This window comes from Jiella sonneratiae (genome assembly GCF_017353515.1).
GTDB classification, from domain to species: Bacteria; Pseudomonadota; Alphaproteobacteria; order Rhizobiales; family Rhizobiaceae; genus Jiella; species Jiella sonneratiae.
In genome coordinates, this window is sequence record NZ_JAFMPY010000001.1 from 13,814 (window position 1) to 26,736 (window position 12,923).

Genomic DNA, 12,923 nt, shown 5'->3' on the forward strand with positions numbered 1-12,923 from the left:
CGCCCCGGTCCGCCGCCCTGCGACGCAGATTGCGGCAGAATGCCGGAACCGTGCGTCGCCGCGAAGCCTCACGCCGATCGACGGCGCGGTTTTTCCCGTCGTCGAACGCTGGAGCGTGCGGGCGGACGAAGACGGACACCGCCCGACGTCCCGCACTCTCCCTCTCCCTCTCCCTCTCTCTCTCTCTCTCTGTCTCTGTCTGTTTTCGCGTGCGCATAATCCGTTGCGAAAACCGGTTCGCACGTCTGAAGATCATGCTCTAGAAGCCGCATCGGACCATCCATGTTCACCGCGCCGGTCCGCCCGCGTCTCATCCGTCTGGAGCATGCCCCATGGAACACTCCCGTGACATCGCCCGTCTCGTCGAGATCATGGCCGCGCTGCGCCATCCCGAGACCGGCTGCCCGTGGGACGTCGAACAGGATTTTTCGACGATCGCGCCATACACCGTCGAGGAGGCTTACGAGGTCGCCGACGCCATCGAGCGCGACGACGCGGTCGACCTCAAGGAGGAACTCGGCGACCTCTTGCTGCAGGTCGTCTATCACGCGCGGATCGCCGAGGAGCGCGGCCTCTTCGGCTTCGGCGACGTCGTCGAGGCGATCACCCGGAAGATGATCCGCCGCCATCCGCACGTCTTCGGCGACGCCGAGGCCCGCTCGGCGCGAAGCGCCAAGGGACAGTGGGAGCGGATCAAGGCCGAGGAGAAGGCCGAGCGCCGGGCGGCGCGCGCAACCGCTCCGACGGTGCGGCTTTCGGAGGCGGCCTCGCCGGCGCGGCTCGCAGAGTCGGCTTCACCGGCGCGCGTCTCGCAGGCGGCTTCGCCGGCCGGGGCGACCGTCGCCGAGGACGATCTGCCCGGCCATCTCGACACGGTGCCGGCCGCCCTGCCCGCTCTGACGCTGGCCTTCAAGGTTCAGGCGCGGGCCGCCGCCGTCGGCTTCGACTGGGACCGGCCGGAGCCGATCCTCGCAAAGCTCGACGAGGAGATCGGCGAACTCGCGGAGGTGGTCGCAGCAAGCGACACCGACGCCGTCGAAGCGGAGATGGGCGACGTGATCTTCTCGGTCGTCAATCTGGCGCGCTGCCACGGCGTCGACCCGGAAAAGGCGCTGCGGCGCTGCGTCCGCAAGTTCCGCGACCGCTTCGGCTTCATCGAGCGGGGGCTTGCGGCGTCGGGCCGGACGCTCGACGAGGCGAGCCTCGACGAGATGGAAGCGCTGTGGGTCGCGGCCAAGGCAAACGGCGTCGGGGCGCAAGGCTGAGCGGCATGCCGCGGGTCGGGCCGGGCCGGCGGATCGAGCCCCGGCGGAAAGGATCACGGCAGCCCATCGAAAGCGGATTTCCGCAAGAAACCGCTGCGGCTCAGCGGGCCAGCCAGCCGCCGTCGACCGGCAGGATCGCCCCGTGGACGTAGCGGGCCGCGTCCGAGGCGAGAAACACCGCCGCGCCGCCGATGTCCGACGGCGCGCCCCAGCGCCCGGCCGGAATGCGGCCGAGAATCGCCGCCGACCGGTCCTCGTCGGCCCGCAGCGCCGCCGTGTTGTTGGTGACGATGTAGCCCGGAGCGATGGCGTTGACGTTGACGTCCTTGGCCGCCCATTCGCAGGCGAGCAGCCTGGTGATGCCGGCCATGCCGTGCTTCGACGCGGTGTAGCTCGCCACCCGGATGCCGCCCTGAAAGGTCAGGACCGAGGCGATGTTGACGATGGCGCCGTGGCGGTCGTCGGCGATCGCCGCGCTGCCGAAGGCCTTGGACAGGAAGAACGCCGTCTTGAGGTTGACGTCGATGACGTCGTCCCAGTCGGATTCGGAAAAGTCGACGGCGTCGGCGCGGCGGATGATGCCGGCATTGTTGACGAGGATGTCGAACGGGCCCTTGTCCTTCGCTGCCGCCTCGAACGCCGCGACGGCCGCGTCCATGTCCGCAAGGTCGACGCGGTGCTCGCTGGACACCCCGCCCGATCCGGCGATCATCGCCCGCGTCGCCGCCATGGAGGAGCGGCCGACGCAGGCGACCTGCGCCCCGGCCTCGGCGAGCGCCACGGCGATCCCCTGCCCGATGCCGGTGTTGGCGCCGGTGACGAAGGCGCGCTTGCCCGAAAGGTCGAAGGGCGAGGTCACTTGAGGTCTCCCATCTGCACCATGTCGACGTCCTTGTAGTCGACGTTGTCGCCGGCCATCGCCCAGATGAAGGTGTAGGAGGCGGTGCCGGCGCCGCAGTGGATCGACCAGGGGGGCGACAGGATGCCCTCCTCGTTCTTCACGACGAGATGCCGCGTCTCCCCCGGCTCGCCCATCATGTGGAAGACCCGGGCATCCTCCGGCAGGCCGATATAGAGATAGGCCTCCGAGCGGCGATCGTGGACATGCGCCGGCATCGTGTTCCAGACCGAGCCGCCGTGCAGCGTCGTCATGCCGACGACGAGTTGGCAGCTCTCCATCACGTCGGGATGCACGAACTGGAAGATCGAGCGGTCGTTGGAGGTCTCGGCGGCGCCGAGGTCGACCCGCTTGGCGGCGTCGATCGTCACCAGCCGCGTCTCGAGGCTGCGATGGGCGGGCGCCGACAGGACGTAGAACTTCGCACCGGTTCCGGAAAAGCCGAGCGGCCCGTCGCCCATGCCGACATAAAGCATGTCGCGGTGGCCGAGCGCGTGGCTGCCCGAGCCGGTGGTGACCGTTCCGGCCTCGCCGATATTGACGACCACCGCCTCGCGCCGGTCGAGGAAGCCCGGCGTCCCGGTCTCCTTGGCCGAGGCGAGTTCGAGCGTGCCTGCCGCAGGCACCGCGCCGCCGACGATCAGGCGGTCATAATGGCTGTAGACGAGGCTGACCTCGCCGGGACGGAACAGGCCCTCCATCAGGAACTCGGCCCTCAGGGCCGCGGTGTCGAAGGTCTTGGCATGGCGCGGGTCGATCGCCTGGCGGGTTTCGATTGTCATCGCTTCGGTCCCCTTGTTTCGATGTCGTCGGTTTCTGTGTCGTCTCGGGCCATGGCTTCGCCGACCGGCCGATGGCGGCCTGCGGGTCGGCTTCGGACCGGTGAGGCGGCCGGTCAGGCCGGCAGGAAGTCCTCGCGGGCCGGGGTGAACACGTCGATCAGGCTGCCGCCGGTCGCCGTCTCGGCGGAATGGCAGGCATTCGAGGGCACCACGACCCCCTCGCCTTCGCTGATCGTCCTGGCGACGCCGGCGATGGTGTAGGTGAAGCTGCCGGACTTCACGTAGGAAGACTGAAGATGCGGATGCGCATGTTCGGCGCCCACCCCGCCCGGCTGGAACTCCACCTCGACGACCATCATCTCGGGCGTATGGGCGAGGATGCGCCGACGCGTCGAGGCGTCGACGGTCACCCATGCGCCCGCGGTGTCGGCATCGCTCGCCATGGCGTCTTCCTTTCGTTCCTGATCGTTCCGCGCCTTTCCGGCGCCATGCGAATGCTGCGAATGCCGGCCGGGTCGCTGGCTCACCCGGCAAACGCTTCGACGCTGCGCGCCGCGCCGGCTTCGTAGAGGGCTTCGAGCGCCCGGGTCACCGGGCCGGCAAAGGCCGGGTCGTTTCCGAGATCCCGGCCGAACACCTCGCCGACGCCGAGATAGGCTTCTGCCAGGCGGCCGGGATCGCGGCCGGCCGCGTCGGCGATCGCCTTCAGACGCCCGGCGAGCGGGTCCTTCACCTCGATGGGCGCGCCCTTCTCGTCGGTGCCGGTGACGTAGCGCATCCAGCCGGCGATCCCGAGGGCCAGCCGATCGATCGGGGCGCCGGCGGCGAGCCTGTCGCGCACCGTGCCGAGGAAGCGCTGCGGCAGCTTCTGGGAGCCGTCCATGGCGATCTGCCAGGTGCGGTGCCGCAGCGCCGGATTGTGGAAGCGGGCGATCAGCGCGTCGCGGTATCCGGTAAGGTCGGTCCCCGGCATCTTCAGCGTCGGCATGATCTCGTCCGTCATCATGCGGCGGACGAGGCGCTCGAAGGCGGGATCGGCCATTGTCTCGGATACCGTCTGGTATCCGGCAAGATAGCCGAGATAGGCCAGCGTCGAATGCGAGCCGTTGAGCATCCTCAGCTTCATGCGCTCGAAGGGCTCGACGTCGGCGACCATCTCGGCGCCGACCGTCTCGAAGGCGGGGCGCCCGGTCGGAAACCGGTCCTCGATCACCCATTGGGTGAAGGGCTCGGTGACCACCGGCCAGGCGTCCGACAGCCCGAGCGCCGCGGTGATTTCCGCCGTGTCGGCGTCGGTCGTCGCCGGCACGATGCGGTCGACCATGGTGCCGGCGACGGCGACGTCCCGTTCGACGAAGCGGGCGAGATCTCCGTCGAGGAGCCCGGCATACTGCGTCATGATCCGGTGCACCGTCGGCCCGTTGGCCGGCAGGTTGTCGCAGGGCATCACCGTGAACGGCACGACGTTCGCCGCCCGCCGGCGGCGCAGCGCCTCGACGAGGAGGCCGGGCGCCGAGGTGGGCGCCTGCGGGTTATCGAGATCGGCCTTTACGTCGGGATGGTCCGGATTGAGGTCGCCGGTCGCCGGATCGTGGCAGTAGCCCTTCTCGGTGACGGTCAGCGAGACGATGCGGATCGCCGGGTCGCACATCGCGGCGAGCAGCGCTTGCGGATCCTCCGGCGCGACGAGGATCTGGCGGATCGAGCCGACGACGCGCAGCGACGTGCCCTCGCCCGAGCGGACCGCGACGGTGAAGAGGTCGTCCTGCGGCTGCAGCGCGTCGCGCATGTCGGCCCGCCGCAGCGAGGCGCCGACGATGCCCCATTGCGGATCGCCGGCCAGGAGGTCGTCGAGATAGACCGCCTGATGCGCCCGGTGGAAGGCGCCGACGCCGAGATGGACGATGCCGGGCGTCACCCGCCGCGGGTCGTAGGCCGGCCTCGCGGCGGTGGCGGGAAGCGCGTCGAGGGTCTGAAGGGACAGGCGTCTGTCGGTCATTTGAACACGCTCGGCAGCCAGAGGGAGATCGCCGGAACGTAGGTCACCAGCATCAGCACGACGAAGGCGGCGAAGTAGAACGGCCAGATCGTCCGGATCGCCTGCACCACCCTGATCCGTGCCACGGCGCAGCCGACGAACAGCACCGCCCCGACCGGCGGCGTGCACAGGCCGATGCCGAGATTGAGGACGAGGATGACGCCGAAATGCACCGGGTCCATGCCGAACGCCTTGACCACCGGCAGGAAGATCGGCGTCGTGATGATGATCAGCGGCGACATGTCCATGAAGGTGCCGAGGAAGAGCAGCAACACGTTGAGCAGCAGGAAGATCACCACCGGCGAATCGGTCAGCGACTGCATGAAGGCGATCATCTGGGCGGGGACGCGCAGATAGGCGAGCAGCCAGCCGAAGGCCGCCGCCGCGCCGATGATCAGAAGCACCATCGCCGTCGTCCTGACGGCGCCGAGCGTCGCGGCGACGAAGTCGCTCCAGCCCATCGACTTGTAGACGAAGACGGTGACGAGCAGCGCGTAGACGATGGCGATGCACGAGCTTTCCGTCGCCGTGAAGACGCCGGACCGCACGCCGCCGAAGATGATGCCGATGAGGATGATGCCGGGAATGGCGTTCAGAGCCCTGCGCCCGATGTTGCCCCAGCCCTCGAAGGCGGTGACCGGATAGCCGCGGCTGTTGGCGACGTACCAGGCGGCCGCGGCGAGGCCCATGGCCAGCAGGAAGCCCGGCAGGATGCCGGCGGTGAAGAGGTCGGCGATCGAGATCTGGCCGCCGCCTGAGATCGAATAGATGATCATGTTGTGGGACGGCGGGATCATCAGGGCGATGATCGACGAGGTGACCGTGACGTTGACCGCGTAGTCGACGTCGTAGCCGCGCTCCTTCATCTGCGGGATCATCAGGCCGCCGATCGCCGAGGCGTCGGCGACGGCCGAGCCGGAGATGCCGCCGAACAGCGTAGAGGCGGCGATGTTGACCTGGCCGAGGCCGCCGCGGAAGTGGCCGACGAGGCTCGCGGCGAGCGCCACCAGCCGGGCGGCGATGTCGCCGCGCACCATCAGGTCGCCGGCATAGATGAAGAACGGGATCGCCATCAGCGCGAAGACCGAGATGCCGGCATTCATCTGCTGGAACACGATCAGCGGCGGAATGCCGAGATAGGCGACCGTCAGGAAGGAGGCGATGCCGAGGCAGAAGGCGATCGGCGTGCCGATGAGCAGCAGCACGACGAAGCTGCCGAAGAGAATGGAAAGAGCCATGTCAGGCGACCGAATCCGCAGGTTCCGCTTCGAGATGCGGCTCTTCCAGCCCGGCGAGCCGGCGCAGGATCCGCTCGAGCGAGAACAGGACGATGAGGATGCCGCCGACGATCAGCGGCGTGTAGCTGATCCCGACCGGGATCTTCAGTGCCGGCGAGATGTTGTTCCAGGTGCCCGCGGCGAGCAGGAAGCCGTACCAGGCCATCGCCGCGCCGAAACCGGTGACGGCGACGTCGCTGATCGTCACCAGGACCTTGCGCGGCCCCTCGGGCAGGACGACGATCAGGATGTCGAAGCCGAGGTGATAGCCCTCGCGCACGCCGACCGCGGAACCGAGCAGGATGAACCAGCCCATCATCAGGACCGAGCCCGGCTCCGTCCAGCTCGGCGAATCGTTGAGGACGAAGCGGCCCCAGACCTGCCAGGCGGTGAAGGCGGTCATCAGCACGAGGCCGACGCCCGAGAGCCAGAGAGCGCCGGTCGCCAGGCGGCCGAACCAGATCGCGACGGTGCGCACGAAATTCCCTTCCCGTAGAAGAGCGTCGAAAGGCGGCCCGCCCGCCGCACGAGGCGCGGGCGGGCCGCCGCGGCTAAAGCCGGTTACTTCTGCGTGTCGCGGACGCGCTTGACGAGCTCCTTCAGCTCCGGCGTGTCGGCGTATTTCTCGTAGATCGGGTCCATCGCCTTGATGAACGGCTTGACGTCGACCTCGTTGATCTCGACGCCGGCATCCTCGACGATCTTGCGGGACTTCGCCTCCTGGGCGTCCCAGAGCTCGCGCATCTTGGTGACCGACTTCTTGGCCGCCTCGCGCACCGCCTTCTGGTCTTCCGGCGACAGCTTGTCCCAGGAGATCTTCGACATCATCAAGACCTCGGGGCACTGCGAGTGCTGGTCGAGCGAATAGTATTTCGCGACCTCGTAGTGCTTGGAGGATTCGTAGCTCGGCCAGTTGTTCTCGGCGCCGTCGATCAGCCCGGTCTGCAGGCCGGAATAGACCTCGCCATAGGCCATCGGCGTGGCGTTGGCGCCGAGCGCGTTGACCATGTCGACGAAGAGGTCCGACTGGATGACGCGGAACTTCAGGCCCTTCAGGTCGTCCAGCGTCTTGATCGGATGCTTGGAATTATAGAAGGACCGCGCGCCGGAATCATAGACCGCGAGGCCGACATAGCCCGCCGGTTCGAACGCCTTCAGGATGTCCTCGCCGATCGGTCCGTCCATCACCTCGCGCATGTTTTCCTTCGAGGTGAAGATGTAGGGCATGCAGGGGACGATCGTCGCCGGCACGATGCCGTTCATCGGCGCGAAGTTGACGCGGTCGAGGTCGATGACGCCGAACTTGGTCTGCTCGATCGTCTCCTTCTCCTCGCCGAGCTGGTGGGAATCGAACACCTGGATGGAGATCCGGCCGTCGGTCGACTGCTTCAGGACGTCGCTCATGTACTTGACCGCCTCGACGGTCGGATAGCCGTCCGGATGGGTGTCGGCGGATCGCAGCACGATCTCCTGGGCCGCCGCCGCGAGCGTTCCGCCCGCGAGCGCGGTGGCGACGGCGAGCGCCGTGGCAAATGCTTTCGTCATACGCATGTCTTCCTCCCAGAAAATGGCGGCGATGCCGCCGGTCAGAGCCTGTAGGCCTCTTTGGCCAGGCGGTAGGTGAGGTCGTGGGCCACCTCGAAGGCCTCGTCCTCGTCGAGGCGGCCGGTCGTCACCAGCCCGGCGAGATAGGCGCAGTCCACCCGCCGCGCGACGTCGTGGCGGGCGGGGATCGAACAGAAGGCGCGGGTGTCGTCGTTGAAGCCGACGGTGTTGTAGAAGCCGGCGGTCTCGGTCGCGGTCTGGCGAAAGCGCATCATCCCCTCGGCGCTGTCGAAGAACCACCAGGGCGGGCCGAGCCTCAGGCACGGATAGACGCCGGCGAGCGGCGCGAGCTCGCGCGAATAGACAGTCTCGTCCAGCGTGAAGAGAATGAGCGTGAAGCCCTTCTCCAGCCCGGCAACGTCGAGCAGCGGCTTCAGCGCCGCGACGTAGTTGGTCGGCTGCGGGATGTCGAAGCCCTTGTCGCGGCCGAAGCGCGCGAAGATGCCGTCCGAATGATTGCGGAACGAGCCGGCATGGATCTGCATGACCATGCCGTCCTCGACGGAGAGCTTCGCCATTTCCGTCAGCATCTGGGCGCGGAACAGCTCGCGATCCTCGGGAGAGGCGCCGCCCGCCTTCACCCTGTCGTAGAGCGCCGCGGCCTCTGCCGGCGCAAGATTCGCCGTGCGGGCGGTCGGATGTCCGTGGTCGGTCGCCGTCGCGCCGTGCTCGCGGAAGAAGGCGCGGCGCCTGCGATGGGCCTCGATGTAGCCGGCAAAGCCTAAGGTGTCGCAGCCGGTGATCTCGCCCAGCTTCCGCAGATTGTCGGTGAAACCGGCGAAGTCGGGATCGACCACCGCGTCCGGCCGGTAGGTGGTGACCACCCTCCCCGACCAGCCGCTGTCGCGGATCGCCCGGTGATGTTTCAGGTCGTCGAGCGCGCTCTCCGTCGTCGCGATCACCTCGACGCCGAACCGCTCGTAGAGCGCCCGCGGGCGGAATTCGTCGCGGGAGAGCTTCTCGGCGATATGGTCGTAGGAGCGGTCCGCCGTCTCGGCCGACAGCCGGACGTCGAGCCCGAACAGCTTCTCGAAGGTGTGGTCGAGCCAGAGCCGGGTCGGCGTGCCGCGGAACAGGTGATAGTGCTCGGCAAAGCGCCGCCAGATCTTGCGGCCGTCGGTCTCGACCGGCGACCCGTCGACCGACGGCACGCCCAGTTCGGCGAGCCCCACCCCCTGCGAAACCAGCATGCGGAAGATGTAATGGTCCGGCACGACGATGAGATGCGCCGGGTCGGGAAACGGCTCGTTCTGTGCGAACCAGCGCGGCTCGGTGTGACCGTGGGGCGAGACGATCGGCAGCGCCTTCACCGTTTCGTAGAGCGCCGCTGCGACCTTTCGTCCCGCCTCGTCCGCTGGAAACAGCCGGTCTTCTCTGAGAAGCGCCACGATCGTCCTCCCGCCTCGTTGCCAAAGGTCTGGTATGGTAGTATCCGAAAGCTGTCAAGAGGAGCGCCCATGAGCGTCGAGATGGCCCTGTCGCCGCCCCCCGCCCCGGTCCGCGCCACCATGGCGGACGCCGTCTATCAGGATCTGCGCCGCGCGATCCTCGAGCTGCGGCTGAAGCCCGGCATGCGGATCTCCGAGGCGGAGATCGCCCGCCAGATGGGGGTGTCGCGCCAGCCGGTGCGCGAGGCCTTCATCCGCCTCGCCCGCATCGGCTACCTCAACGTCCAGCCGCAGCGCCGCACCGAGATCGTCAAGATCTCGGTCGAAGAGGTGCTGCATGCCAGGTTCATCCGCGAGGCGCTCGAGGTCGCGGTGGTGCGTCAGGCCTGCGGGGCCGGCAACGCCGCCCTCATCGACGAGCTGACCGACAATCTCGCCCGCCAGCGCGCCGCGCAGGAGGCGGACGACCGGCGCGAGTTCCACCGGCTCGACGACATGTTCCACCGGCTGATCGCCGAGGGCGCGGGCTGCGGCTTCGCCTGGGCGCTGATCGACGATCAGAAGGCGCAGCTCGACCGGATGCGCTTCCTCACCCTCTCCTACGGACAGCCGGCGGTCTACGACGACCACTTCGCAATCTTCGAGGCGCTGCGCCTTGGCGACGCGGCCGGCGCCGAAGCGGCGATGCGGCTGCATCTCGGCCGCATCATCAAGCATCTGGAGAGGCTGAAGAGCGAATTCGCGGAATATTTCGAGGACGGCGACCGGGCTGCCGAGAAGCCATGACGCGGCTTCTCATGCGCCGATTCGCGCGACGGCGCGCCGCCGGTCGGGCGCGACGCCTCGGGGCAAGTGTGCCCGTCGCCCGCGGCGGCCGCGGGTCTCGCTTCGGTCAGCGGCCGGCGGCGCTGCGCATCCGGCCGAGCGCATCGCGCAGCGCCGCATGGCCGCAGGCGTAGGAGATGCGCACGAAGCCTTCGCCGCGATCGAGGTCGAAGTCGATGCCCGGCGTCATCGCGACGTGGCACTCGGCGAGGATCCTGCGGCAGAACTCCGAGGCGCTCGCCTCGCCCTCCGGGATCCCGGCATAGGCGTAGAAGGCGCCGTCGATCGGCGCGATGTCGCGAAAGCCGAGGGTCGGCAGTTCGTGCATCAGGAGGTCGCGGTTGCGGACATAGGTCTCGCGCACCCGGTCGAGCTCCTCGGTCGCGTCGAAGACCGCCGCGGCCGCGACCTGCGAGAGTTCCGGCGGCGAGATGTAGAGGCTCTGGGCGATCCGCTCGGCGACCCGCACCATCTCCGGCGGCAGCACGATCCAGCCGACCCGCCAGCCGGTCATGCAGTAGTATTTCGAGAAGGAGTTCACCACGAAGGGCGCGTCGGAGAAGGACAGCGCCGTCGCTTCGCCGCCGGCATAGGCGAGGCGGTGATAGATCTCGTCGGAGATGAAGCGGATCTTCGCGTCCTCGCAGAAGCCGATCAGCCGCTGCAGCTCCGCCGGCGGCGTCACCGTCCCGGTCGGATTGGCCGGGCTCGCGACGAGGACGCCGTCGACCGGCGCCTGCCGGTGCGCCGCTGCGAGGCGCTCCGCCGTCAGGAGGTAGCCGGTCGAGACGTCGACGGGGATTTCGACGGGCACGAGCCCGAGCACCCGCAGGATGTTGCGATAGGCCGGATAGCCGGGGGCCGCGAGCGCGATCCGCGCGCCGGGGTCGAAGGCGGCGAGGAAGGCGAGGTTGAAGCCGGCGGACGAGCCGGTGGTGACGACGATGCGCGACGCTTCGACCTCGACGCCGTAGGCCTCGCCGTAATGGCGGGCGATTCGCCGCCGCAGCCCGGAAAGCCCCGAGGCGTCGGTATAGGCGATGCGGCCGCGTTCGAGATGCCGGCGCGCCGCCTCGAGAGCCGCGGCCGGCGTCGGCGCGTCCGGCTGGCCGACGGCGAGCGAGATCACCGGTTCGCCGCGGGCGAGACGGAGATTGGCCTCGGCGAGGACGTCCATCGCCCGGAACGGCAGGACGTCGGAGCGGCGGGAGGCGAAGGCTTCGGTCATGAACGGTTCGTCGGCAGCTGGCGTTGGAAACGGATCGTGTCGGAACGTCCACGCCGCGGAAACGATGCGGCGGCGCTGACGAAAGAGTGAAGCGGTGCGCTTGATACACGCCCGCGTTCGGGTCCACTAGCGCAGGTGGACAAGGGACGGAACATGCGACGTTTTCTCGACCAGATCGCCGGCCGGATGACCAGCCTCGTCGTCGCCGCGAGCCTCGTGGCGACCAGCCTCGGCTTCGCGCCGTCCGCCGCCGCGGCCGGGCGTGACAAGTCGAACCTGCCGGTGACCCGCGACGCCGAGATCGAGAGCCTGATCTCCGACTATGCGACGCCGCTCCTCAAGGCGGCGGGCCTGTCGCGCTCGGGGATCGAGATCGTGCTGGTCAACTCCCGCGACTTCAACGCCTTCGTGCTCGGGCGGCGGATCTTCGTCAACACCGGCGCGGTGGCCTTCGCCGAGACGCCGAACCAGCTGATCGGCATCCTCGCCCACGAGATCGGGCATCTCGCCGGCGGCCACCAGCATCGGCTGCGCGAGCGGCTGGAGGGGGCGAAGGTGATGGCCGTCGTCGCCGCGCTGCTCGGCGCCGGCGTTGCCGTCGGCGGCACGGCGGCCGGCGCCAACGGCGCGGTCAGCGCCGGCGCCGGCATCTTCGCCAGCGGCGGCGCCGCGGCGCAGCGCTCGGTGCTCACCTACATGCAGGGCGAGGAGACGATCGCCGACCGTTCCGCGATCGGCTATCTCGCCAAGACCGGCCAGTCCGGCAAGGGCCTCGTCGAGACCTTCGAACGGCTGGAGCGGGGCAGCCTGTTCGACACCTCTCCCGGCCGCAACTATCTCTCCTCGCACCCGGCCCCGCGCGACCGGATCGCCGCGATCACCGACGCGGCCGAGCGGCTGACCCCCTACGGCAGGGCCGACCCCGCCGCGCTCGCCGAGCGGCACGATCTCGCCCGGGCGAAGATCGCCGCCTATGCCGGCGGAATGAGCGACGTCAGGCGGCTGTTCGCCAAGGATCCGCGCGGCATCGCGGCGCGCTATGGCGACGCCATCGCCACGTTTCTCACCGGCTACACCGACAGCGCCCTGACCAAGATGGACGCGCTGATCGCCGAGCGGCCGAAGAATCCCTGGTTCCAGGAGATGCGCGGCGAGATCCTCCTCGAGGCGGGCCGCGGCCAGGAGGCGTCGGCGGCCTTCGCGCGGGCGGCCAAGCTCGACCGCTCCGGCTCCGGGCTGCTGCAGGCCGAGATCGGCCAGGCGATGGTCGTCTCCGGCAGGCCTGCCGATCTGCCGCGCGCCGTCCAGCTGATCCAGGCCGGCCTGCAGAGCGATCCGATGAACGCCGCCGGCTACCGCTATCTCGCCATGGCCTACAGCCGCATGGGCGACGTCGGGCGGGCGGAACTCGCGACGGCGGAAGGCTACTGGAACATGGGTTCGCTGACCGAGGCGAAGGTCTTCGCCGCGCGGGCGCAGGGCAAGCTCCAGCCCGGAACGCCCGCCTGGCGCCGCGCCAAGGACATCATCGAGGTCAAGTCCCGATGAGCGGCCGTGGACGAGGATGCGCGGGGCCCGCCAAAATGCCACAATCGACCCCGCTCCTGCCCGCGGTTT

12 protein-coding genes are annotated in these 12,923 nt (G+C 68.9%); 3 read left to right on the forward strand and 9 right to left on the reverse strand.

Translation table 11 applies throughout. The features are described from left to right. The first annotated feature begins 332 nt into the window (after positions 1 to 332). Positions 333 to 1,265, forward strand: coding sequence for a nucleoside triphosphate pyrophosphohydrolase (gene mazG / locus J1C47_RS00075; RefSeq protein ID WP_207348676.1), 933 nt, complete (start codon positions 333 to 335; stop codon positions 1,263 to 1,265). A 100-nt stretch (positions 1,266 to 1,365) separates the two neighbouring features. Here mazG and kduD read toward each other — a convergent pair whose 3' ends face one another. From kduD to uxaC, 8 genes are all read right to left on the reverse strand, one after another. Further along, positions 1,366 to 2,124, reverse strand: a complete 759-nt coding sequence (kduD, locus tag J1C47_RS00080) for a 2-dehydro-3-deoxy-D-gluconate 5-dehydrogenase KduD (RefSeq protein WP_207348677.1) — start codon at positions 2,122 to 2,124, stop codon at positions 1,366 to 1,368. After that, on the reverse strand, positions 2,121 to 2,945 hold the full coding sequence (gene kduI, locus J1C47_RS00085; protein ID WP_207348678.1) for a 5-dehydro-4-deoxy-D-glucuronate isomerase: 825 nt from the start codon (positions 2,943 to 2,945) through the stop codon (positions 2,121 to 2,123). The genes kduD and kduI overlap by 4 nt, the downstream gene beginning before the upstream one ends. A gap of 113 nt (positions 2,946 to 3,058) precedes the next feature. Continuing rightward, entirely contained in the window at positions 3,059 to 3,388 is a 330-nt protein-coding gene (locus J1C47_RS00090) for a cupin domain-containing protein (RefSeq protein ID WP_207348679.1), read from the reverse strand. Between the two features lie 80 nt (positions 3,389 to 3,468). Next, a complete protein-coding gene (locus tag J1C47_RS00095; RefSeq protein WP_207348680.1) occupies positions 3,469 to 4,944 on the reverse strand; it encodes a mannitol dehydrogenase family protein in 1,476 nt (491 codons plus the stop codon). Next, positions 4,941 to 6,221, reverse strand: coding sequence for a TRAP transporter large permease (locus J1C47_RS00100; RefSeq protein ID WP_207348681.1), 1,281 nt, complete (start codon positions 6,219 to 6,221; stop codon positions 4,941 to 4,943). The genes J1C47_RS00095 and J1C47_RS00100 overlap by 4 nt, the downstream gene beginning before the upstream one ends. A 1-nt stretch (position 6,222) precedes the next feature. Further along, positions 6,223 to 6,738, reverse strand: a complete 516-nt coding sequence (locus J1C47_RS00105; RefSeq protein ID WP_342591898.1) for a TRAP transporter small permease — start codon at positions 6,736 to 6,738, stop codon at positions 6,223 to 6,225. A gap of 83 nt (positions 6,739 to 6,821) precedes the next feature. Beyond that, the gene (locus J1C47_RS00110; protein WP_425354524.1) at positions 6,822 to 7,811 is read right to left on the reverse strand and encodes a TRAP transporter substrate-binding protein; all 990 of its coding nucleotides are present in this window, start codon (positions 7,809 to 7,811) and stop codon (positions 6,822 to 6,824) included. Positions 7,812 to 7,846: 35 nt separating this feature from the next. Beyond that, complete coding sequence (gene uxaC / locus J1C47_RS00115) at positions 7,847 to 9,253, reverse strand: glucuronate isomerase (protein WP_425354525.1); 1,407 nt, start codon at positions 9,251 to 9,253, stop codon at positions 7,847 to 7,849. 69 nt (positions 9,254 to 9,322) lie between these two features. Between uxaC and J1C47_RS00120 the strand changes: the two genes are divergently transcribed. Continuing rightward, a complete protein-coding gene (locus J1C47_RS00120; RefSeq protein ID WP_207348683.1) occupies positions 9,323 to 10,039 on the forward strand; it encodes a GntR family transcriptional regulator in 717 nt (238 codons plus the stop codon). A gap of 106 nt (positions 10,040 to 10,145) precedes the next feature. Here the strand turns inward: J1C47_RS00120 and J1C47_RS00125 are convergent, their stop codons facing one another. Then, positions 10,146 to 11,306: a pyridoxal phosphate-dependent aminotransferase gene (locus J1C47_RS00125; RefSeq protein WP_207348684.1), complete on the reverse strand. Its 1,161-nt coding sequence runs from the start codon at positions 11,304 to 11,306 to the stop codon at positions 10,146 to 10,148. Positions 11,307 to 11,459: 153 nt separating this feature from the next. Here J1C47_RS00125 and J1C47_RS00130 point away from each other — a divergent pair, with 153 nt between their 5' ends. Further along, on the forward strand, positions 11,460 to 12,854 hold the full coding sequence (locus tag J1C47_RS00130; RefSeq protein ID WP_245396274.1) for a M48 family metalloprotease: 1,395 nt from the start codon (positions 11,460 to 11,462) through the stop codon (positions 12,852 to 12,854). Positions 12,855 to 12,923: the final 69 nt, after the last annotated feature.